Genomic DNA, 21,833 nt, shown 5'->3' with positions numbered 1-21,833 from the left:
CGCCCGTCGCCCCTTGACGCCCGGCCGGCGAAAGAGGCACACAGGAGACGCATGGTGCTCGATGCGGCGCAAAGCGCCGGAGCATAATCGGGAATGGGGATGGGCGGACCCAGTTGCGGCGCCCAAAACCCCAGCCGCCCCCGCGACTGTAAGCGGTGAGGGACTTCGATCAGCCACTGGGCCGCGAGGCCCGGGAAGGCCGGAGACTCCCAGTGAACCGCGAGCCAGGAGACCGGCCGTGCATGTTTTGAGGCCAAGGCCGTCGGGTGTGACGGCAAGAAGGATCTGAGCCATGCATATCGAACCCGGACTAGTCTCGGACGCCAAGCTCGTGCTGAGTTATGCAACCGGCATTGCCGTCGGCGGCGTTGCCTTGAAGCTCGCGGTTGAGACCGTGCGCGAGCAGGGCATCACGTCGTTCGCGGCGCGGACGCTCGCCACCACGGGACTTGTGTTTATCTTCTTCGAGATCCTGCCGCACTTCCCGGTCGGCGTCTCCGAAGTGCACTTCATCCTCGGCTCGACCTTGTTCCTGCTGTTTGGCGCGGCGCCTGCGGCCTTCGGCCTCGCGTTTGGCCTGCTGTTCCAGGGCATCTTCTTCGAGCCGCCCGACTTGCCGCAATATGGCATGAACGTCACCACGCTATTGGTGCCGCTGTTCGGAATCCAGGCGATCGCCACGCGGATCATTTCGAGCAACACGGCCTATGTCGATCTGAAGTACCGCCAGGCGCTGGCGCTTTCGACGACCTATCAGGCGGGCGTCATCGCCTGGGTGGCGTTCTGGGCGATTTATGGCTCCGGCTTCGGCGCGACCAACCTCGCCAACATCGCGACCTTCGCGGCGTCCTATGCGCTGGTCATCGTGATTGAGCCGCTCGCCGATCTCGGCGTGCTCGCGCTGGCAAAGTCGCTGCGCGGCGTCACCGCGCCCGGTCTCGTCACGCCGCGTTTGCACAGCGCGGCCTAGAGACAAGCGAACGGGCGGCCATGATGGCCGCCCTTCGCAGCCACCATGCTCACGCTCTCTCTGATAGGCATCGGTTGCGGCGATCCCGAGCAGCTCACGCGTGCCGCGATTACTGCCATCAACGCGGCCGATCTCGTCCTGATCCCCCGCAAGGGGACGGCCAAGTCCGACCTCGCCGATCTCAGGCGGACGATCTGCGCCGATCTGCTCACCAGCGACACGACCCGCATTGCCGAGTTCGATCTGCCCGTGCGGGACGCCGCTGAAGCGGACTATCGCAAGGGCGTGGACGATTGGCATGATGCCGTGGCCGCCGTCTGGTCGCAGACGATCGGGGATCATCTCGAAGGAGAGGGCAAGGTCGCGCTGCTGATCTGGGGCGATCCCTCGCTTTATGATTCCTCGCTGCGCATTGCGCGGCGGCTCAATCCCTCGCCAAAGATCGAGGTCGTGCCCGGCATCACCTCGATCCAGGCGCTGTGTGCGGCGCATGCGTTGCCGCTCAACGACATCGGCGAGCCCTTTCTAGTTTCGACCGGACGCCGCTTGCGCGATGGCGGTTGGCCGGCAGGTGTCGATACCGTGGTGGTGATGCTCGACGGCGGCACGGCGTTCCAGTCGCTTGATCCGGCGGGCCTGCACATCTGGTGGGGGGCCTATCTCGGCATGCCCGATCAGATCGTGATGTCCGGCGCGCTGGCCGAGATCGGCCCGCGCATCGTCGCCGTGCGGCAAGAGGCGCGCGAACGGCACGGCTGGATCATGGACAGTTACATCCTCAAGCGCAGGCTGTGAGGCAAGCGAGGCAGCATGCTCCCCGAATGGGTCACCCAACAATGCCCCGATATCTCCGCAGTCCATCGCGGGGCGGCGGTGGCGCGGCAGGCGCAACTGACGAAACCGACCGGCGCGCTCGGCCGGCTCGAGCAGCTCGCGATCGAGCTTGCGGGCCTGCAAGCAACCGAGCAGCCGCGCGCGGCGCGGGTGCCGATCATCATCTTCGCCGGCGATCACGGCATCGTCGCGCAGGGCGTCTCGGCCTATCCGCAGGAAGTGACGATCGCGATGCTGGCGAACTTCGCCTCCGGCGGTGCCGCAATCTCGGTGCTGGCGCGTGAGCTGGGCTCCAGCCTGGAGGTCGTCGACGCCGGCACGCTGGCGCAGGAGGAGATGGCTGGAATCGTGACCGACAAGCCGCGCAGCGGTACGCGCGATTTCAGCGTCGAAGCTGCGCTCACCCCCACGGAGCTGGCATTTGCGTTCGAAGCCGGCCGACGTGCGGTGACGCGCGCACAGGCCGGGCAGCCCGATCTTCTGATCTTCGGCGAGATGGGCATCGGCAACACCACGACATCGGCGGCGATCGCGGCCGGCTTGCTCGGCGTGAGCGCCGCGGAGATCGCGGGCAGCGGTACCGGCATCGACGCGGCCGGCCGTGCGCACAAGGCGCGGGTGATCGACGCTGCAATCGCACGCCATGACATTGCGGGCGCTGCGCCCGAAAAGATCCTGTGCGCCGTCGGCGGTCTCGAGATCGCCGCCATCTGCGGTGCCGTTATCGCGGCTGCACAGCACCGCATCCCCGTGTTGATCGACGGCTTCATCGTGTCGGTCGCGGCGCTGGCGGCGGTGCGGCTCAACCCTTCGTGCCAGCTGTTCCTGCTGGCCTCGCACCAGTCGGCGGAGCAGGGGCATCGGCTGGTGCTCCGCGCGCTGAACGTGCAGCCGCTGATCAGCCTGGATCTCAGGCTCGGCGAAGGATCGGGCGCGGCCATCGCGCTGCCGCTTGTGCGGTCGGCCTGCGCGCTCCACAACGGCATGGCGACCTTTGCGCAGGCCAATGTGCCTGATCGTCCGGCCTGATCAAATCGTCCGCTGATTGACGGAGACGACGCGCCAGCCGGTCGCGAGCCGGTCAATCCTGGTCAGCGACAGCGGATCGATCACGAAGCGCAGGGCCGCTTGTGGCGTCAGGTCGAGCGCGATGCACAGCGCCGCCCGGATCGTGCCGGAATGCACGACGAGCGTTGCGGCCCCGGTGCCGATCTTCGACAAACCCAGGCGGACCCGCGCGACCTGTTCCTCAAAGCTTTCGCCGCCGGACGGCCGTCCGCGCGCCGGATCGCTCCAGAACCGTGCATAGGCCTCGCCACCGGTCGCGGCGAGTTCGTCATGCCGACGGCCGGTCCAGTCGCCAAAGTCTTGCTCGCTGAATTCGTCCAGCTGCAGCGGCTCGAGCCCCAGCGCGCGGGCCGTTTCGACGGTGCGCCGCGACGGGCTCGCATAGCTCGCGGCGTCCCGTGGCAGGCGCTGCCGCAGTGCCTCCAGCTGCGCCCGAGCGCCGAGATCGGCCGGTGCGTCGGCCGCATGGATCGTCCCCGCGACGCCATCGACGGGCGCGTGCCGTATCAGCCAGAGGAAGGTCTCGCCTCCCATGCTTATCTCCAAGGAAACTGGTCGTTGTGGCAATAACGCCGCAACTGGCACATTGACTCTGTCTGGATCGTAATCCTAGATGCTCGCGACGGTTTCCCCGAGAGGGGATGAAAAGGGAATGCGGTGCGGGGAGTTTGTCCCCAATGCCGTGGCTGCCCCCGCAACTGTAAGCGGCGAATCTTGCGTCACGAGCCACTGGGTATCTCGGTCCCGGGAAGGCGATGCAAGGTACTGACCCGCGAGCCAGGAGACCTGCCGTCAGCCGTGGTCACACGCGAAGATGTCGGTCGGGGAGTACAGACATTCGGCTTCATCGGAAGGCTGCAAGCCGGACGATGGGACCCTGGTTCGCGGTGACGTGCCACTGACGTCACTCCGAGGTCCAAGACCGTGTATTCCCTTCGTATCGTACGACCACGCCGTTTCCTACTGGCATCCGCCGCTCTCACATCTTTCGTCGCCATCGACATGCCAGCGGCCTTGGCGCAGCAGGCCCGCGAGCCACTGCCGCCCGTCGAGGTGTCGGCGCCACAATCCCGCAGGCAGTCCAGCCCGGCCGGACGGGACGCGCAGAGCTCACGCCGCGCAGCAGCGCGCCGGCCGGGGACTGCATCCGCAGTGCCCAAGCCCGTCGTGCCGACCACGGCGGCACAGACGCCGCTCAACACCAATGCCGTCGCCGAAAGCGCTTCGCGCCTCGGCCTGACCGTGCGAGAAACACCCGCGACCGTGGAGGTGATCTCGGCCGCAACCATGCGCGAGCAGGGCTACCGCACAGTCTCCGACGTCGCGCACGGAGCGGTGGGCGTCACAGCCGGCGACAATCCGGCCGAGCCTTCGGCTTTCTCCATGCGCGGCTTCACCAACAGCCAGATCAACACGCTCTACAACGGCATCAAGATCGGTCCGCAGAACATGACCTCGCGGATCATGGACACGGCCAATCTGGAGGCTGTCGAATTCCTGAAGGGTCCGGCATCACTGATGTCAGGCGAGGGCGCCGCCGGCGGCGCGATCAACTTCGTCACCAAGCAGCCGCACACCGGTCCGATCCGGAACGAGGCGGATTTCTCCTGGGACTCGCTGAACTCGTTCCGGGCGCATTACGGCTCGGGCGGCAGCACCAATGTGCAGGGGCTGGACTACCGCTTCGACGTCAGCCGTTCCTCGCTCAACGGCTTTGCCGACGACACCAACACCAAGACGCTCAATGTCTCCGGCCAGCTCAACTACCGCATCTCCGACAGCCTCAAGGTCTGGGGCGCGATCGAGTATCGGGAAGATCGCTCGAAAGCCTATTGGGGTGCGCCGCTGGTGCCGATTGCCTTCAGCGGCTCGCATGCGACGACGGGGATCGTTTCCGGCAATTACGTCTCGAACTACAACAAAACCGATCTCGGTGCCGTCACGATCGACGACCGCACCTTCAATACTAACTACAACGTCCTCGACAACAGGAACGTAGCGAAGGAGGTGTGGCTGCGCGGCGGTTTCGAGCTGAATCTGGCGCCCGACCTGACGCTGAAAAGTCAAGCCTATGCTTACGGAGCTGAGCGCACATGGTTCAACAATGAGATAGAGGCGTTCAATTCCGGGACCAACATGGTCGATCGTGAGCGCTTCTATGTCGCGCACAGCCAACGCTTGGTCGGCAACGTCACCGATTTGATCTGGGATGCGAATATCGCCGGCTTTGACAACCGTTTGGTCACGACGCTTTCCTCAAGCTACCTTGATTTCGTGAGGCCGGGCGCCGCAAATTTCCCCGGCGATTCCGTTCCGCTGGTCGATCCGCCTCGCGGCTATTACGGCCTGCTCACCATTCAGCAGCAGACCGCGCGCATCGACAATGAGGCGCTGTCGTTCGAGGACCGGTTGAAGTTGACACGGACCTTTGCGCTGGTCGGCGGCCTGCGCGTCGAGCATATCGGGCTCGACCGCAATTCGACCGACAAGTTCGGTCTGGAGAAGGCGAACTTCCCGTTCTCGCAATCCTGGGTCCCGACCACGGGCCGTATCGGCTACACCTGGGAAGCCGTACCGGGCCTGACCTTTTTCAGCCAATACGCCACCGGCGCAGACATCTCGGCCAACAACATCTTCCTGCTCAATCCGACCGATCCGCTGAACCTGACCACCGCGCGCACCTACGAGACCGGCGTCAAGCACCTGTTCTGGGACAACCGGGCGGAGTGGTCGTTCTCGGCCTACGACATCCTGCGCAAGAACGTCTATGCCGCGGCCGGCGGCATGCAGCTCAACCTTGCCGGACGGCAGGAATCGAAGGGCGTCGAGCTTGCCGCGTCCGTGCGTCCGATCGGTCCCCTGCGTCTCTGGGGCAACATCGCCTATGTCGATGCGCGCTACGCCGACTTTAATTTTGTCGGCGGCTCGTTCTCCGGCAACACGCCGCCGAACGTGCCGCGCGTCGTGGCGAATGCCGGAGCGTCGTATCGGTTCTTCACGCCGTGGCCCGTGGAAGTCGGCGTCACCGGCCGTCACGTCGGCGACCGCTACAACACCGATGCGAATGTCGTGACGATGAAGGCCTACACTGTCGCGGACGTCTATGCCTTCGTCGACATCCCGAAGACGGTGTTCAACGCGGTCGACCAGGCTCGCCTGACTTTCCGGGTGCGCAACATCGCCGACAAGCGCTATGCGATCTGGGGCGATCCGTTCTATCCCGACCAGATCCTCTTGGGTGCACCGCGCACCTATGAACTCTCGGCCGCATTCAAATGGTAGGATGCTGATCGATGATGCGCGCGATCGTCCTGCTGCATCGATGGCTCGGGATCGCGTTCTGCCTGCTGTTCGCGATGTGGTTCGCGACGGGAATCGTGATGCACTTCGTTCCGTTTCCGTCTCTGACGGAAGCGGAACGCTTCGCCGGGCTTGGGCCGCTGGATGGCGCCGAGACGAGGCAGCTTGCGGTCGCCGATGCCGTGGCCGCGAGCGGCATTGCTGATGCGACTCGCGTTCGCCTGATCCAGCGCAGTGACGGACCGGTCTATGTCGTCTCGGGGCCGTCGCGCGCGGGCGCAGTGCGTGCCTCCGACGGAGCCGGCGCCTCGGTCGCATCTTCCGACGTCGCGCTGGCCATCGCGCGAGACCACGCGCGCAGCCGCGGGCTGGATGCCGCGCGGGCCGCAATCCTTGCGCGCGCGGACTATGACCAATGGAGCGTGCCGAACGGCTTTGACCGCCACCGGCCCTTGTTTCGGGTTGCCCTGGGCGACGCCGCTGGAACGGAGGTCTATGTCTCCTCGCTCACCGGCGAGATCGTCCTGGATACGACGCGCAGCGAGCGGACCTGGAATCTCGTCGGCAGCGTGCTGCACTGGATCTATCCAACGATCCTGCGAAGCAATTGGTCGCTGTGGGATCGCGTGGTCTGGACCTTGTCGCTGCTGGCCCTGATCGCGGCCTTGCTGGGCGCTGTGCTCGGCCTTGCGCGGATCAAACCTCGAAGCGGTCTGATCGGCTCGCCCTGTCGCGGCTGGCATGCGCTGCATCATCTCATCGGCCTCGCGGCGATGGTGTTCGTGCTGACCTGGATTTTCAGCGGCTGGCTCTCCATGGATCACGGGCGGCTGTTCTCGCGTGGGCAATTGATCTCCGCTGAATCACGCGTGATGAACGCCTCACCGAACTGGACGACGGCTCCATCGTTCGATCGGCAGCCTGTATCGCCGTCGGCCCGTGAGATCGAATGGTTTGCCTTCAACGGCAATCTCTATCGGCGGGATCGGATCGCCCTTGCCGGTCAGACCTTGATCGAGGCAGGGGATGCGCCCCGCGATGGACCAACGAGATCTCTGGATGTGCACGAGGTCCAGGGGCTGACCGCGCGCCTCGCGGCCGGCTGCGGCGGTCCGTCTGTACTTGCCGAGGACGACAACTATCCCGCGCGGTCCACTGTCCCGGGCGCCCCGGTCTACCGCTCGTATTGCGGTGACCTCTGGTTCGACATCGACGGCGCCGACGGCAATTTGCTGCAAAGGCTGGATTCATCGCGGCGAGCTTATCGCTGGTTCTACGGCGCGCTGCATACGTTGGATTTTCCGGTTCTCGTCGCGCATCCGTTGCTGCGCGACGGCTTGGTCGTCGGGCTCTGCTCCCTTGGCTTTCTGTTCTCCATCACGGGCATCATCATCGGCTGGCGCCGCCTGCGTCCGTCCTTCGCGGCCTGAGAGCCGGAGCGGGCAAAACCACCGCTTACTGATCGTACAATAAAGAGAGGCTGAGCCGACTGCCATGCATAGCTCATAAGCAATCGCATGGTCCGTAGGGCCGGTCGATCGCCTGCAAATTAGACAGTGCGTGCGGGGCGCGTGGATTGCGCTGCAGCGGATGTGGTGTTTCGTCCGGGAAAATTCGTGGTGCGCCGCACTTATGTCGCGTCGAACGATCCACACCGACGTGCTCTCCATGCGGGCAGGGCTGCACTAAAATGTGCCTCGCCGCGCCGCGCCGGTCGCGGGCTGGTCCAGTGCATTGCGACAACTCTGGCCCTATCCCGAGGCCATCGCTCTGTCCCACGCTCGCAAGCGGTGGCATGACAGGGGATGATGATGAGCGCTCTCGGTTTGCGATTGAACCTCGCGAAGGACGGGAACCACCCGGCGTCCGGTTCGAATGTCGTCCGCAGCTGACCCACACATGAGCACTGACGAAAATCACTGGGAAGTTGGCACCGATATCGGCGGCACCTTCACCGACATCATCGCGATCCGACACTCCCCCGCGGAGGCACGGATCGCGAAGGTGCCGTCGCGACCTCAAGCTCCGGTTCAGGCGATGCTGGAGGCGATCGAGGCGGTCGGCCTGCGCAAGAGCGAGGTCAAGCGCTTCGTCCACGGCACCACGCGCGTGACCAACGCCATCGTCGAAGGACGGCTGCCGAAAGTGGCACTGGTGGCGACCGAAGGCTTTGCCGACGTGCTGGAGATCGCGCGCTATCGCCGCCGCGATCTCTATCGTCTCGACGTCCCGCCAAAATCGCTGCCGCTGGTGCCGCCGGAACGATGCTTCGGGCTTGCTGAGCGCCTCGATCACGAGGGCCGGGTGCTGAAGGCGCTGGATGACGCGGAGATCGAGCGTCTGGTGGCCTGGCTGAAGGGGACCGGCGTGCAGAGTGTCGCGGTCGCGCTGCTGCATGCCTATGCCAATCCGGTGCACGAGAAGATGCTCGGCGAGCGGCTCAAGGGCGTCGTTGCCCACGTCTCGCTGTCGCACGAGGTCAATCCCGAGGCGCGCGAATACGAGCGGACTTCGGCGACCGTGTTCAACGCCGCGGCGATGCCGATTGCGGTGGAATATCTCAGCGAACTGGAGCTGCGGCTGCCGATCGGTCCCGGCCTGCAGGTGTTTCATTCGGCCGGCGCCATGGTGCCGATCTCGGCCGTGAAGCGGCGGCCGCTGGTGATGGCGATGTCGGGCCCCGCGGCCGGCGTCTCCGCATCGGTCAGCATCGCGCGCCAGCTCGGCACGTCCCGGATGCTGACGTTCGATATGGGCGGCACCACGACCGACGTGTGCCTGATCGTCGACGGTCAGGCCGAGATGACCGACGGCCGCATGCTCGGCGACAAGCCGCTGCGCCAGCCGATGCTCGCGGTGCACTCGATCGGGGCGGGCGGCGGCTCGATCGTGCGCAACGGCTCCGGTGGCCTGACGGTCGGACCGGAAAGCGCCGGCTCCGAGCCTGGACCGGCCTGCTACGGCCGCGGCGGTACCGAGCCGACCATCACCGATGCCAACGCCGTGCTCGGCTATCTCAATCCGGACGCCAAACTCGGCGACCGGATCGGAATTGACATCAAGGCAGCCAGTGATGTCATCGCGCCGATCGCGCGCACTCTGGGGCTGAGCCTGACCGAAACCGCGCTCGGCATCATCAAGGTCGCGAACGCGACAATGGCGCGCGCGCTCCGCCGCGTCACCGTCGAGCGCGGCATCGACGGGCGCGACTGCACGCTGCTCGCCTTTGGCGGTGGTGGCCCGATGCATGCCGCGGGCCTTGCAGATCTCTACGGGATTGCCGAGGTCGTCGTTCCCAGCGCGTCGAGTGCGTTTTCGGCACTGGGCTGTCTCACTGCCGATTTCAGCTTCCTCCAGCAGCAAACTCTGCGCGCTGCGCTCGATGGCATCGACCTCGCCCGTGTGTCGGAGCGGATCGGGGTGCTGATCGACGATGCCTCGGCGCCGCTGATCGCCAACGGGGTTGCCGCGACCGAGATTCAGATCGAGCTGGTGGCCTTGATGCGCTACGCGGCGCAGAACGACGCCATTCCGGTGCCGTTCGCGCGACCGCTCGACGTCATCACGCTGAAGAAGGATTTTCTGGCCCGGCACCACGAGCTGTTCGGCTATGCGACGGGCGAGAGCTGCGTCATCGAGTCCGTGCGGGTGCAGGCGCGCCGTCCATCGACGACCGTCGTGAGCCGGCCGGCCATCGCGGTCAGAACGGTCTCCAAAGGCGAGCGCATCTGCTCGTTCGATGGCTTTCACGACATCGCCACAAGCATCATCAACCGTGCCTCGCTGACCGAAATCGTCAGCGGCCCGGCCATCATTGAAGACGCATGGTCGACCGTGGTGGTCCCGCCCGGCTGGCAGGCGAGGCCTGATGTTTCAGGCAATCTGTTCCTGACGCGGGGGGCCGCATGAAGCTCGATCCGTTCGTCGTCGAAGTCATCCGGCACGGGCTTTCGGCCGCCGCCGAGGAAATGAGCCTGGTGATGACGCGCTCGGCGCGCTCGCCGCTGCTGCGCGAGGCCGGCGACCTGTCGTCGGCGATCACGGACGCCCGCGGCGACCTGGTCGGGCAGGGCCGCGACATCCCGATCCATCTCGGCGCGATGGCCTACACGGTCCTCGAATTGCTGAAAGTGGTGCCGCGCGACAGCCTGAACGACGGCGACGCATTGATCTACAATGTCGGCCCGCTCGGCGGCAATCATCTCAACGACGTCAAGGTCGTGCGGCCCGTCTTCGTCGATGGCGAGATCGTCGCGTTCGCGGTCAGCCTCGCACACTGGCCCGATATCGGCGGCACCTGGCCCGGCAGCTATTTTGCGAAAGCCATCGACACCTTCCAGGAGGCGATGCGCATTCCGCCGGTTCTGATCGCCACGGCAAGCGGCGTCAATACGTCGATCGTGCAGCTGCTCAAGGCCAATGTTCGCGATCCCGAATCCTGCGAGGGCGATCTTCTCGCACAGATCGCCGCAACGAAAGCCGGCGAGAAGCGCATCGTCGAGCTCTGCCGCGAGCACGGCAAGGCGGTCTTCACGGCGGCGCAGTCGCGCCTGCACGATCTCTCCGAAATCGAGATGCGCGAGGCGTTGCGCGATCTGCCTGATGGCGTCTACGAGGGTGAGGACTATCTGGACGACGGCGGCGTCGACGACGCGCCCGCGCGCATTCATGTCAAGATCACCATCGCCGGCGACGAAGCGACCTTCGATCTTTCAGGAAGCTGCGACCGCGTCTCGAATTTCTGCAACACGACGCCGTTCATGGCGCGCTCGGCGGTGGCCTATGCCGCGCGCATCATGAGCGGGCGCGACATGAACCAGAACGCGGGCGCGTTGCGGCCGCTGACCATCATCACGCGCCCTGGCTCGATCCTGGAGCCGGGCTGGAATGCCTCGGTTGCTGCCGGCAATCATGAGACCTCGATGCGCATCGTCGATGCGATTTTTCGGGCAATGCAGGACACTATTCCGGAGCGCCTGTCTGCGGGCGGGGCGACCACGGCGGGCGTCCTCTTCTTCGCCGAACCGCGGCAGAACGGTTCGTGGAAGATGCTTTACGAGGTGCACGGCGGTGGCGAGGGCGCGCGGCATGATCGCGACGGCATCTCGGCGACGCGGGTGCATCTGTCCAACACCTCAAACACGCCGGTCGAGGTGATCGAGGCGAATTACGCGATCCAAATCGAGCAGCAGGCCATTCGCTGGCAGTCCGGCGGCGCGGGCGCCCATCGCGGCGGGGACGGCGTCATTCGTAGCTATCGCATCCTGGCACCCTCAATCCATCTGACCACCTGCATCGAGCGCATGGTGATGGCGCCGTTCGGCATGCAGGGCGGTAAGCCCGGCAAGGCCTGCCGCATCTCGCTGATCCGGCAGGGCGCGAACGTCGCGATCGACGGCAAGTCGAACCTGGTGCTGCAGCAAGGCGATCTCGTCACGATCGAGACCTGTGGTGGCGGTGGCTACGGCGCCGAGGCTGCGGAATGAGGGGATTGCAATGAGCAGATTGTTGCGAACCGGGCTGAATGCCGGCGACAGCGCGCCCATGGACGTGGTCGGCGGCGAGGGCGTCTATTTTCATCTCTCGGATGGTCGCAAGCTCATCGACGGCAGCAACACCGGCGGCGGTCTCGGACATCGTCATCCCGCGATGGTGGAGGCGATCCGCCGCGCCGCGGATACGCCCGTCGTGAACGAGGGCTGGACCTGGGTCGGCCGCGAGCAGGCGGCTGACGACTTGATGGCCACCGCGTTCAAGGGCGAAGACGATTGGGTCGGTGCGGTGCGCTTCTGCATCAGCGGCAGCGAGGCCAATGACATGGCGCTGTCGCTCTGTCAGGCCCTGACGCAGCGGTCCGCGCTGGCGACGCGCGAACGCGCCTATCACGGCATTACGGGCCTGTCGCGCAGCATGACCGTGCAGCCGCAATGGCATGGCGGCCTCGCGGTGCACTCAGGCGGCTCGAAGCTGCCGGCGCCGATGGCGCCGGTGCGGATATTGCCGGCGCCGCAGGGCGCGATCTACGGCGCGCCGGCCAACAATGTTCCCCCCAGCGAATATCTGGCCGATGCCACGCGCCTGCTTTCGGATACGGCAGCGACGATCATCGACTACACGCAAGGCGGCATCTACTACGATGGCGCCTATCAGGACGAGGTGGCGCGGTGCGCGCGGCAGGCCGGCTCCTACTGGATCGCCGACGAAGTGGTGACTGGTGCGGGCCGTGCCGGGCGCTGGTTCGCGTTCCAGGGAGCCGAAAGTCGTCCCGATATCGTGACGCTCGGAAAATCGCTCGGCGGTGGCGCGGCGGCGGTTGCCGCGGTCGTGGTGTCGAAAGACATCGTCGAGCGGCTCAAGGGCACGAGCTGGCAGAATTACGGCACGTTGCGCGGGCATCCCATCAGCATGGCTGCCGTCAGCGCCTATCTGAAAGTCATCAGCGATGACGAGATTTTGGAGCACGTCAGGGGTCTCGAAAAGCTGTTCACCCGCCGCCTTCTGGCCATCGCGCAGAAACATCCAAGCGTGCAGCGCCTGGCGGGGCAGGGGCTGCACTGGACCGTGGAGTTGCACGGGCCGGACTGGCGCTCCTGGCATGCCGACACCACCGAGGTGCCGATTGCCTCGCGCGTCGCGGAGCGGGCGCTGGAGGCGGGCGCCGTGATCGGGACCAGCGGCGAGCAGACTTCCCTGTTCCTCGCGCCGCCACTCGTGATTTCCGAGCATGAGGCCGGGCAGCTTCTGGACGCGCTGGACCACGGTCTCGATATTGCGGATGAGGAGCAGACATGAGGATGGAGCGTGCAGCGCACACGATGCCGATGTGCAGGCGCCGGCTGGCAAGTCCGGGCGATGCTGCGTTATGCTGCGCGCGCCGGCACGTGCTTGAAACTGTAGCTTAGCTCAAAGACATCACCAGGAAATCGCTGATGCGTATCGTCAATGTTGCCGCCGCCCAGATGGGCCCGATCCAGAAAGCGGACAGCCGCGAGGCCGTGGTCAAGCGCATGATCGCGCTGATGGATGAGGCCAAGAGCAAGGGCGCCGACCTAATCGTCTATCCGGAACTGGCGCTCACGACCTTCTTTCCGCGTTGGTACGTGGAGGACCGGGCCGAGTTCGACAATTGGTTCGAGCGCGAGATGCCGAACGCGGCGACGAAACCGTTGTTCGAGCGCGCGGCGCAGCACCAGATGGCGATGAATTTCGGCTATGCGGAGCTGACGCCGGACGGGCATCATTTCAACACTGCTGTTCTCACCGACAAATCCGGCAAGATCGTCGGCAAATATCGCAAGATCCATCTGCCGGGCCATGTGGAATACGACACCAAGCGCTCGCACCAGCATCTGGAGAAGCGCTATTTCGAGCCGGGCGATCTCGGCTTCAATGTCTGGCGCGAGCTGGGCGGCATCATCGGCATGGCCATCTGCAACGACCGGCGCTGGCCCGAGACCTATCGCGTGATGGGCCTGCAGGGCGTCGAGATGGTGCTGATCGGCTACAACACGCCGTCGGTGAATGCGGAGAGGAGCGATGAAGGCGTCGAGAAACGGTTGTTCCATAACCGCCTCTCGGCGCAGGCCGGCGCCTATCAGAACGCGACCTGGGTTGTCGCGGTGGCCAAGGCCGGTAACGAGGACGGACACCCGCTGTTCGGCGGCAGCCTGATCGTCGATCCCAACGGCGAGATCGTCGCCGAAGCGAAGACGGAGGAGGACGAACTGCTGGTCCATCCTTGCGACCTCGATGCCACCACCTTCGGCAAGACCACGATCTTCAATTTCGCGCAGCACCGCCGCATCGAGCATTACGGCCTGATCACCAGCCGTACCGGCGCGGTGCCGCCGCCGGAGACGTGACGTCGATGACTGGCCAGAGCACATCCGGCATATCCTTGCGCGAGCTCGATCCGCGCGACCGCTACAAGCTGCTCTGCGGCGTGGTGGTGCCGCGGCCGATTGCGCTGGTGACGACGCTCGATGCCAACGGGGCGGTCAACGCCGCGCCGTTCAGCTTCTTCAACGTGTTTTCGGAGACTCCGGCGCTGATCGTGCTCGGGCTTCAGCACAAGCCGGATCACAGCCCGAAGGACACCACCCGCAACATCCATCGCGACGGCGAGTTCGTCGTTCACATGGTTGATGAGGCGCTCTCCGCGGCGATGAATGACTGCGCGGTCGATTTCCCGTCCGGTGACAGCGAGGTCGCCGCGGCAGGGCTGGCGACGCTTCCCTCTGTAGACGTGAAGGTGCCGCGCCTCGCCGCGGCACCCTTTGCGCTCGAATGCCGGCGCCATGTCGCCCTAAATTTTTCGCCCGATCGCGAACTGCTGGTCGGCGAGGTGCTCCGGGTTCACGCCCGCGAGGGCCTCGTCGACGAGGCCAACATGTATGTCGATCTCGACGCCTACCGGCCGATCGGCCGCATGTTCGGCAATCTCTACACGACGCAGCGGGATACGTTCGCGCTTGTCCGGGAGAGCCACGCGCAATGGCTCGCGCGGCAGGACGCCAAAGAGCTGAAGGACGCCTAGTGGTTCGAGAACTGCACCGTACCCAGCGCCATGGTGACGGCCGCCTGTGTCGGGTCGATCACGGCAATGCCGAGCGCCTCTTCCAGCGGGCGGCGGTGCCGTGCCATGCCGGCGCAGCCCATCACGATGGCACGGGCGCCGTCCTCGTCGCGCAGCGCGCGGCCGATTTCGATCATTTTGGCCAGCGTGCCTTCGCCCGAGGCGGTTTCCGCGACGCTCATGTTGAGCGGCCGCTCGCCGGCAAGACGTTCGGTCAGTCCCATCTGCCTGAGATAGCGCATGTGACGCGGGATCGAGCGCTGGGCGATCGCGATGACGCCAAAGGTCTCGGCGCGGGCCATCGCGGTCAGCACGCCGCACTCGGCAATGCCGAACACGGGCCGGTCGGTGCCTTCGCGACAGACCTGAAGCCCGGGATCGCTGTAGCAGGCGATGACAAAGGCCGCCGAGCTGTTGTCGCCCTCGACCAGCCGGCGCAGCGGCATGGCGACGCCATCGACATCGGCCTGGCTTTCGATGCCGAAGGGACCCTCGGCCAGCGTCTGGCAGACCAGTTCCGGCCCGCCCTCGAAACCGAGCGGCTTCAGCGCGTCCTCCAGCCCTCGCGTGACCGCAGGGTTGGAATTTGGATTGATGACGAGAATGCGCGGTCGGGACATGCTGGTCTTCCTGCAAAATTTCGATCACTTAACTTGAGCCTATCATGGAGTGCCTCATGACTGAACCCGCTTACGACCTGATCATTCGCGGTGGGCGCGTCGCGACGACGACCGACGTCTTTGAAGCCGATGTCGCCATCTCCGGTGAGACCATCGCCGCTATCGGCCGCGGGCTTCCGGCTGCGAAGCGCGAGATCGACGCGCGCGGGAAACTCGTTCTACCCGGCGGCGTCGACAGCCACGCCCATATCGAGCAATTGTCCGCTGCCGGCATCATGAACGCCGACACCTTCGAGAGCGCGACCGTCTCGGCGGCCTTCGGCGGCACGACCACGGTGATCCCGTTTGCGGCCCAGCATGTCGGCATGAAGCTGCCGCAGGTGGTGGAGGATTATCACGCCCTCGCCAAGAAGGGCGCAGTGATCGACTACGCCTTTCACATGATCATTGCGGATGCGACCCGGGAAACGGTCGAGGAGCACATTCCGGCGCTGGTGAAGCAGGGCCACGCCTCGATCAAGATTTTCATGACCTACGACCGGCTCAAGGTGGATGATGAGCCGCTGCTGGACATCCTTCTTGCCGCGCGCCAGTCCGGCGCGATGTTGTGCGCCCATGCCGAAAACCACGGCATCATCGCCTGGATGGTGAAGCGCCTGCTCGCGCGCGGCTACACAATGCCGAAATATCACGCCGTCAGCCACGCCCGCGTGTCGGAGGCGGAAGCCTTTACCCGGTTGATCGGCATGGCTGCGCTGATCGACCAGCCCATCATGATCTTCCACGTCTCCACCGCCGAAGGCGCCAAGGTGATCCGCGATTCGCGCGGGCAGGGGTTGAAGGTGTTTGCCGAGACCTGTCCGCAATACCTGTTCTTCACCGCAGCCGATCTCGACAAGCCCGAGGTGGAAGGAGCCAAGTGGATGTGCAGCCCGCCGCCGCGGACGCATTCAGACCAGGAGGCGCTGTGGCAGGCGCTGTCGCTCGGCGATCTCCAGACCATCTCGTCGGATCACGCGCCGTATCGCTATGACGAGACCGGCAAGCTGCGCGCCGGCCCCAATCCGAACTTCAAGCAGGTCGCGAATGGCCTGCCGGGATTGGAGCTGCGCCTGCCGCTGCTGTTCGACGCGATGGTGTCGAACGGGCGGCTGGGCCTGGAAAAGTTCGTCGAACTGACGTCGACGGCGCCGGCCAAGATTTACAATCTGCATCCGCGCAAGGGCTCGATCGCGGTCGGCGCCGATGCCGATATTGCAATCTGGGATCCTAATCGCGAGGTCGAGATCGCCGATGAGATGATGCACGACCTTGCCGGCTACACGCCGTTTGCAGGCCGCAAGCTGAAGGGCTGGCCGGTGTCGGTGCTGTCGCGTGGCCGAGTGATCATCGATGGCAACAAGTGCCTCGCGAGCGCAGGCAGCGGCCAGTTCCTGGCACGCAGCGGCGGCGAGGCGGCCATGCCGACGGGGCGGCTCGTGGCCGACATGGATCCCGAGCGCAATTTCGGAGCGAAGCTACTGTGACGGTGGATCGCGCGCGATGAAGATCGTCATCTTCGGCGGCACCGGCTTTGTCGGGCTCAATGTTGCGGAGGCGCTGCTCGCGCGCGGCCATGACGTGACGCTGTACGACCGTGCAGAGTTGCCGCCATCCGCGCGGCGGTCTCTTGCCGACTACGGCGCACGGATCAAAGCGGTGCAGGGCGATATCACCGACGCAGATGCCATCGATGCCCTCATCGCCGAAGGAGTTGATGCGATCGTGCTCGGCGCGGCCATCACCGCCGGTGATGAACTGGAGAGGGCATCGACCGCGCGCGTTCTCGAGATCAACGTGATGGCGCAGATCCCGATCCTGCTCTCCGCGATCCGGCATGGCGTGCGCCGGGTCGTCAATCTCTCCTCGGCATCGGCCTATGGCGCCGCGGGCGCGCGGGTCGAGATTCTGGACGAGGACACGCCTTGCGATCCGGTCTCGTTCTACGCGATCAGCAAGTTCACATCGGAGCGATCGGTTGCGCGTCACGCCGAGCTCTTCGGCGGTGATTTCCTAAATGTGCGGCTGAGCGCGCTATTCGGACCGTGGGAGCGACCGAGTTCCGTGCGCGACACGCCAAGCCTCCAGTTCCAGATCTTGGCCGCGTTCGCGCGCGGCGAGCCGGCGATCATGCCTGAAGCGGGCATGCGGGACTGGATCTACGCGCCGGATGCGGCCGAGGCCGTCGCACTGCTGATCGAAGCCGAGCGGCCGCGCCACCGGCTCTACAACATCTCCCGCGGAGAACTTTGGCCTGCGCTGCAATGGGGCGAGGCCTTTGCGGCGTTGCATCCAGGCCTGGAGTGCCGGGTCGCGGCGCCCGGCGAGAAAACCGTCATCAAGCTGCATGGGCCCTATCGCGCGCCGCTGTCGGTGAACCGGATGGCGGATGAATTCGGCTGGCGCGCGCAGTTCGGCTGCGCCGAGTCGGCGGCCGCGATGAGCGCCTGGTTGACGCAGCATAAGGAGTGGATCTGAGATGCGGCTGCAGGGGCGCACGGCCATCATCACGGGCGCAGGCTCCGGCATCGGCCGCGCCAGTGCAAAGCTGTTCGCGGAAGAGGGCGCACGTCTTGCTCTGGTCGATCGCGATCCAGCCGGACTTCAGGAAACGTTGAGCTTGGTCGGCGAGGCCATGACGCATATTGGCGACGTCGGCGATGCCGATTTCGCCGAGGCGGTGGCAAATGATGTGGTAGCACGGCACGGCCAGCTCGATATCCTGATGACTGCCGCTGGCTTCTCCTGTGGCGGCACCGTGTTGACAACGGACCCCGCCGATTGGGATGCGGTGTTCCGCACCAATGTCGGCGGCACCTGGCTGTGGGCGAGGGCAGCCGTGCCGCAGATGCAGCGGCAGAACAGCGGTTCGATCATCACGCTGGCGTCGCAGCTTGCGATTGCCGGCGGCAAGGGCAACAGTGCCTATATCGCCGCCAAGGGCGCGATTGTCAGCCTGACCCGGACGATGGCGGTGGATTTCGCGGCGGACGGCATTCGCGTCAACGCCATCGCGCCCGGTGCGATCGACACGCCGATGCTTCGCCGCAGCTTTGCGCGCCACGCCAATGCGGACGAGGTGCGCGAAGCCTCCCGCGACCGCCATGCCATGAAGCGGTTCGGCCAGGCCGATGAGATCGCGCAGGCCGCGCTCCACCTCGCAAGCGATGCCTCCTCGTTTACGACCGGCACCGTGATGGTGGTCGACGGAGGCTGGCTCGCGGCATGAGTGATGCGCTGACAGAACTGGAAGCGAACGTTCGCGCCGATCTCGCGCGGATCGCGCATCCCGGTGCCGCCTGGCTCGAACCGAAGACGGGACCGGATGGCAAGCCGGCGCTGGATGTGCTCGTGATCGGCGCCGGCCAATCCGGCATCGCCATCGGCTTCGGCCTGCTGCGCTCCCGCGTCAGCAACATCCTGCTGCTGGACAAGGCCGAGGAGGGGAAGGAGGGGCCATGGCTCGCCTATGCCCGCATGCCGACGCTGCGCAGCCCGAAGGACTATACGGGACCTGACCTCGACATCCCCAGCCTGACCTATCAATCCTGGCATGAGGCCCGCTTCGGCACGGAGAGCTGGCAGACACTCGACCTGATCCCGCGCTGCCACTGGGCTGAGTATCTGCTCTGGCTGCGGCGCACAGTCGGCTTGCCGGTGCGCAACGGGAGCGAGCTTCTGGAAATCCGGCCGGCGCGGGATGGTTTGCTGGCCGCACGCGTGAAACGTGGCGATGGCGTCGAGACACTCCATGCGCGCAAGATCGTGCTTGCGACGGGGCAGGAGGGGATGGGGAACTGGATGATCCCCGAGCCGCTGAGCCATCTGCCCATGAGCTCGGTCGCAACCGTCGCCGACGACATCGACTTCGAAAACCTTCGCGGCAAGCGCGTCGCCGTGATCGGCGCCGGCGCATCCGCCTTCGACAATGCGGCAACCGCGCTGGAGGCTGGCGCGGCGGAGGTGCACCTGCTGTGTCGTCGTGCGCAGATCCAGCTGATCCAGCCCTATCGCTGGCTGACCTTCCGCGGCTTCCTGCGCCATTTCAGCGATCTCGACGATGCCTGGCGCTGGCGCTTCATGCGCACCATCCTCGAGATGCGCGAGGGCTTTCCGCAGGCAACTTACGATCGCTGCGCAAATCACGCCAATTTCACATTGCACGAGGGCGCGCCGATCGAGGCGGCCCGCGAGACCGATCGTGGTGTGGAATTGCAGACGCCGCGCGGCGCCATACCTGCGGATTTCGTCATCTGCGGCACCGGCATCGACATGGATTTTTCCGGCCGTGGCGAGTTGCGCGCATTTGCCGGCAATATCGCAACCTGGGCCGACCGCTACCAGCCCCCGGAGAGCGAGCGCAGCGCGCGGCTCGGTCGCTTTCCCTATCTCGCAGACGATTATGCCTTCACCGAGCGTGTCGCGGGCGATACGCCGTGGATCTCGAATATCCATCTCTTCGCCATCGCCTCCACCATGAGTTTCGGTCCGTCGGGATCGTCGATCAACGCGATGACGACCGCGGCGCCGAAGCTGGTGAATGGCCTGACGCGCGGCCTGTTTCGTGCCGATGTCGAACGGCATTGGGCCTCGCTTCGCGCCTATGACGTGCCGCAGGCCGTGGTGACGCGGGCAGCGCGAAACTTGGAGGAATCGCGATGATCGTCCATGCGCCGCCGCGACAAAGCGTCCACAAGAGCGCATCAAGAGACTGGCGCGCAACTTGCTTCTTTCTTAACCTGTCCTGTCGGCGTTCTTGTCGAAAATTTTGGGGAAAACGAATGCGTTTTGTGTCTTTCAGGATGGCATCCTCCGTGCTCGCCACCACTGCGCTTCTGCTTGTCGCCGCTGCGCCTGCGCAAGCGCAAACCAGGGTGGAGACGCTGCGCTATGTCACCGGTGCATCGGTCAACACGCTCGATCCCAACATCCCGGGCTCGACGCGGGAATCCTTCGCACTGAGCATGAGCACTTACGACCGCCTTGTGGCGTTCGGCCGCAAGCAGCTCAACGGCAAATGGGTGTTCGATCTCGACAAGATCGCCGGCGAGCTCGCCGAATCCTACGACGTCAGTCCGGACGGACTGAAGCTGACATTCCGTCTGCGCAAGGACGCCAAGTTCCAGGACGGCTCGCCCGTGACCGCCGAAGATGTGAAATGGTCGCTCGATCGCTGCGTCACCGCGCCGATCCTCGGCAAGGCGCAATTGCTGACGGGATCGCTGACGTCGGCCGACCAGTTCAAGGTGATCGATCCCCTCACAATCGAAGTGACGCTGCCGAAACCCGACAAGCTCGCGCTGCCGAATCTCGCGACCGTCTACCCGCTGATCATCAACTCGAAAGTCGCAAAGGAGCATGCGACACCAGAGGATCCATGGGCCACGGCCTGGCTGAAGGAGCACACCGCCGGCAGCGGTGCTTATGTGATCGAGAGCTTCAAGCCCGGCGAGCAGGTGATCATCAAGCGCAACGAGGCCTGGAACCGCGGCTCGCCCGACAAGCCAGCCTTTTTCAAGCGCGTGATCGTGCAGTCCGTGCCGGAGCCCGCGACCCGGGCCAATCTGGTCGAGCGTGGCGATGCCGATCTCGTCGTTGATCTCCAGGCCAGCGACGTGCAGTCGCTCGAAGTCAAGGGCAAGCTCAAGGTGATCTCGACGCCGCAATACAATTCGATCACCTTCGTCTCGATGAACAACCAGATCCCGCCTTTCGACAACGTCAACGTCCGCCGCGCCGTCGCCTTCGCGCTGCCCTATGAGGACATGTTCAAGGCTGCCCTGTTCGGTCGCGGAGCCCCGCTGTTCGGTGCGACTTGGCCGGATGGCAAGCCGTTGAACGGCATCTATCCGTTCCAGGCGCCGGTGAAGACCGATCTCGACAAGGCGAGGGAGTATCTGAAAGCTGCTGGACTCCCGGAGGGTTTTTCGACCACCTTCAGCTTCAACGTCGGCCAGGCCTCGACCGCCGAGCCGATGGCGGCCCTCGTGAAGGAATCGCTTGCCAAGATCGGGATCAAGGTCGACATCCAGAAGCTGCCGGATGCGCAGATGTCCACGCAAATCAACGAGAAGAAGCTGCCCTTGTTCACGGAAGGCATCGTCGCCTGGCTGCCCTCGACCGATTACTTCTACCGCAATTTCTACACCGGCAATCAGCGCTGGAACTACAGCTCGATCAACAATCCGGAGCTGGCGACGATCGCGCAGGAAGCGCGCTTCGAGCCCGACAAGGCCAAGTACGAGGAAGCCGGCCGCAAGCTCAACGCGATCCATTTCAGCGAGATGCCGCAGATCCCGCTGTGGCAGCCCAACCAGGACGCCGTGATGGCCTCGTCGATCGAGGGCTACACCTATGAATTCCATCGTCAGGTCGACTATCGCGACGTCAGCCGCAAGTGACTTCAAAAAGTAACTTGAGCAAGAAA

General features: G+C 65.0%; 17 protein-coding genes and 2 riboswitches. Of the genes, 15 read left to right on the top strand and 2 right to left on the bottom strand.

Annotated features, from left to right (window positions below; genetic code table 11):
* The first annotated feature begins 35 nt into the window (after positions 1–35).
* Positions 36–256: riboswitch (cobalamin riboswitch) on the top strand.
* 36 nt (positions 257–292) lie between these two features.
* Genes IVB54_RS25370 through cobT form a run of 3 tightly spaced genes read left to right on the top strand, consistent with a single transcriptional unit; the run spans position 293 to position 2,833 of the window.
* A complete protein-coding gene (locus tag IVB54_RS25370; protein ID WP_018458671.1) occupies positions 293–970 on the top strand; it encodes an energy-coupling factor ABC transporter permease in 678 nt (225 codons plus the stop codon).
* Positions 971–1,015: 45 nt separating this feature from the next.
* The gene (gene cobF, locus IVB54_RS25365; protein ID WP_018458672.1) at positions 1,016–1,765 is read left to right on the top strand and encodes a precorrin-6A synthase (deacetylating); all 750 of its coding nucleotides are present in this window, start codon (positions 1,016–1,018) and stop codon (positions 1,763–1,765) included.
* 15 nt (positions 1,766–1,780) lie between these two features.
* Positions 1,781–2,833 carry a nicotinate-nucleotide--dimethylbenzimidazole phosphoribosyltransferase gene (gene cobT, locus IVB54_RS25360; protein ID WP_247300151.1) on the top strand — a complete coding sequence of 351 codons (1,053 nt, stop codon included), beginning with the start codon at positions 1,781–1,783 and terminating at the stop codon, positions 2,831–2,833.
* On the opposite strand, the gene IVB54_RS25355 is transcribed toward cobT, so the two are convergent.
* Positions 2,834–3,406, bottom strand: a complete 573-nt coding sequence (locus IVB54_RS25355; protein WP_018458674.1) for a histidine phosphatase family protein — start codon at positions 3,404–3,406, stop codon at positions 2,834–2,836.
* Between the two features lie 72 nt (positions 3,407–3,478).
* Positions 3,479–3,681: riboswitch (cobalamin riboswitch) on the top strand.
* A 115-nt stretch (positions 3,682–3,796) separates the two neighbouring features.
* Between IVB54_RS25355 and IVB54_RS25350 the strand changes: the two genes are divergently transcribed.
* The 7 genes from IVB54_RS25350 (at position 3,797) to IVB54_RS25320 (ending at position 14,708) form a co-directional block, all read left to right on the top strand.
* Positions 3,797–6,154 (top strand): TonB-dependent receptor, encoded by a 2,358-nt coding sequence (locus IVB54_RS25350; protein ID WP_026233635.1) that lies wholly within the window; start codon positions 3,797–3,799, stop codon positions 6,152–6,154.
* Between the two features lie 11 nt (positions 6,155–6,165).
* Entirely contained in the window at positions 6,166–7,602 is a 1,437-nt protein-coding gene (locus tag IVB54_RS25345; RefSeq protein WP_018458676.1) for a PepSY domain-containing protein, read from the top strand.
* Positions 7,603–8,071: 469 nt separating this feature from the next.
* The gene (locus tag IVB54_RS25340; protein ID WP_018458677.1) at positions 8,072–10,081 is read left to right on the top strand and encodes a hydantoinase/oxoprolinase family protein; all 2,010 of its coding nucleotides are present in this window, start codon (positions 8,072–8,074) and stop codon (positions 10,079–10,081) included.
* Positions 10,078–11,658 (top strand): hydantoinase B/oxoprolinase family protein, encoded by a 1,581-nt coding sequence (locus tag IVB54_RS25335; RefSeq protein ID WP_018458678.1) that lies wholly within the window; start codon positions 10,078–10,080, stop codon positions 11,656–11,658. The genes IVB54_RS25340 and IVB54_RS25335 overlap by 4 nt, the downstream gene beginning before the upstream one ends.
* Before the next feature lie 10 nt (positions 11,659–11,668).
* Positions 11,669–12,964 carry an aminotransferase class III-fold pyridoxal phosphate-dependent enzyme gene (locus IVB54_RS25330; RefSeq protein ID WP_018458679.1) on the top strand — a complete coding sequence of 432 codons (1,296 nt, stop codon included), beginning with the start codon at positions 11,669–11,671 and terminating at the stop codon, positions 12,962–12,964.
* A gap of 137 nt (positions 12,965–13,101) precedes the next feature.
* Entirely contained in the window at positions 13,102–14,034 is a 933-nt protein-coding gene (locus IVB54_RS25325; RefSeq protein WP_018458680.1) for an N-carbamoyl-D-amino-acid hydrolase, read from the top strand.
* A gap of 5 nt (positions 14,035–14,039) precedes the next feature.
* Positions 14,040–14,708 (top strand): flavin reductase family protein, encoded by a 669-nt coding sequence (locus tag IVB54_RS25320; protein ID WP_026233636.1) that lies wholly within the window; start codon positions 14,040–14,042, stop codon positions 14,706–14,708.
* On the opposite strand, the gene IVB54_RS25315 is transcribed toward IVB54_RS25320, so the two are convergent.
* A complete protein-coding gene (locus tag IVB54_RS25315) occupies positions 14,705–15,367 on the bottom strand; it encodes an aspartate/glutamate racemase family protein (protein WP_094183570.1) in 663 nt (220 codons plus the stop codon). The two genes, IVB54_RS25320 and IVB54_RS25315, sit on opposite strands and share 4 nt — an antisense overlap.
* Before the next feature lie 56 nt (positions 15,368–15,423).
* Here IVB54_RS25315 and hydA point away from each other — a divergent pair, with 56 nt between their 5' ends.
* The 5 genes from hydA to IVB54_RS25290 all read left to right on the top strand — a co-directional run bounded on the left by hydA (position 15,424) and on the right by IVB54_RS25290 (position 21,807).
* Entirely contained in the window at positions 15,424–16,893 is a 1,470-nt protein-coding gene (hydA, locus tag IVB54_RS25310; protein ID WP_026233637.1) for a dihydropyrimidinase, read from the top strand.
* A 16-nt stretch (positions 16,894–16,909) separates the two neighbouring features.
* Complete coding sequence (locus IVB54_RS25305) at positions 16,910–17,884, top strand: NAD(P)-dependent oxidoreductase (RefSeq protein WP_247776489.1); 975 nt, start codon at positions 16,910–16,912, stop codon at positions 17,882–17,884.
* A 1-nt stretch (position 17,885) separates the two neighbouring features.
* Positions 17,886–18,635 (top strand): SDR family oxidoreductase, encoded by a 750-nt coding sequence (locus IVB54_RS25300; protein ID WP_018458685.1) that lies wholly within the window; start codon positions 17,886–17,888, stop codon positions 18,633–18,635.
* On the top strand, positions 18,632–20,068 hold the full coding sequence (locus IVB54_RS25295) for an NAD(P)/FAD-dependent oxidoreductase (protein WP_018458686.1): 1,437 nt from the start codon (positions 18,632–18,634) through the stop codon (positions 20,066–20,068). Before IVB54_RS25300 ends, IVB54_RS25295 begins: the two co-directional genes overlap by 4 nt.
* Positions 20,069–20,187: 119 nt before the next feature.
* A complete protein-coding gene (locus IVB54_RS25290) occupies positions 20,188–21,807 on the top strand; it encodes an ABC transporter substrate-binding protein (protein WP_026233638.1) in 1,620 nt (539 codons plus the stop codon).
* The last annotated feature ends 26 nt before the right edge of the window (positions 21,808–21,833 follow it).

Source organism: Bradyrhizobium sp. CW1 (assembly GCF_023100665.1).
GTDB classification, from domain to species: domain Bacteria; phylum Pseudomonadota; class Alphaproteobacteria; order Rhizobiales; family Xanthobacteraceae; genus Bradyrhizobium; species Bradyrhizobium canariense_D.
This window is presented reverse-complemented; position numbering and strand designations above follow the sequence as displayed.

Bases quoted from the DNA above. Each gene is read 5' to 3' on its own strand.
- IVB54_RS25370 (WP_018458671.1), top strand. From the start codon at position 293: ATGCATATCGAACCCGGACTAGTCTCGGACGCCAAGCTCGTGCTGAGT.
- cobF (WP_018458672.1), top strand. From the start codon at position 1,016: ATGCTCACGCTCTCTCTGATAGGCATCGGTTGCGGCGATCCCGAGCAG.
- cobT (WP_247300151.1), top strand. From the start codon at position 1,781: ATGCTCCCCGAATGGGTCACCCAACAATGCCCCGATATCTCCGCAGTC.
- IVB54_RS25355 (WP_018458674.1), bottom strand. From the start codon at position 3,406: ATGGGAGGCGAGACCTTCCTCTGGCTGATACGGCACGCGCCCGTCGAT.
- IVB54_RS25345 (WP_018458676.1), top strand. From the start codon at position 6,166: ATGATGCGCGCGATCGTCCTGCTGCATCGATGGCTCGGGATCGCGTTC.
- IVB54_RS25340 (WP_018458677.1), top strand. From the start codon at position 8,072: ATGAGCACTGACGAAAATCACTGGGAAGTTGGCACCGATATCGGCGGC.
- IVB54_RS25335 (WP_018458678.1), top strand. From the start codon at position 10,078: ATGAAGCTCGATCCGTTCGTCGTCGAAGTCATCCGGCACGGGCTTTCG.
- IVB54_RS25330 (WP_018458679.1), top strand. From the start codon at position 11,669: ATGAGCAGATTGTTGCGAACCGGGCTGAATGCCGGCGACAGCGCGCCC.
- IVB54_RS25325 (WP_018458680.1), top strand. From the start codon at position 13,102: ATGCGTATCGTCAATGTTGCCGCCGCCCAGATGGGCCCGATCCAGAAA.
- IVB54_RS25320 (WP_026233636.1), top strand. From the start codon at position 14,040: ATGACTGGCCAGAGCACATCCGGCATATCCTTGCGCGAGCTCGATCCG.
- IVB54_RS25315 (WP_094183570.1), bottom strand. From the start codon at position 15,367: ATGTCCCGACCGCGCATTCTCGTCATCAATCCAAATTCCAACCCTGCG.
- hydA (WP_026233637.1), top strand. From the start codon at position 15,424: ATGACTGAACCCGCTTACGACCTGATCATTCGCGGTGGGCGCGTCGCG.
- IVB54_RS25305 (WP_247776489.1), top strand. From the start codon at position 16,910: ATGAAGATCGTCATCTTCGGCGGCACCGGCTTTGTCGGGCTCAATGTT.
- IVB54_RS25300 (WP_018458685.1), top strand. From the start codon at position 17,886: ATGCGGCTGCAGGGGCGCACGGCCATCATCACGGGCGCAGGCTCCGGC.
- IVB54_RS25295 (WP_018458686.1), top strand. From the start codon at position 18,632: ATGAGTGATGCGCTGACAGAACTGGAAGCGAACGTTCGCGCCGATCTC.
- IVB54_RS25290 (WP_026233638.1), top strand. From the start codon at position 20,188: ATGCGTTTTGTGTCTTTCAGGATGGCATCCTCCGTGCTCGCCACCACT.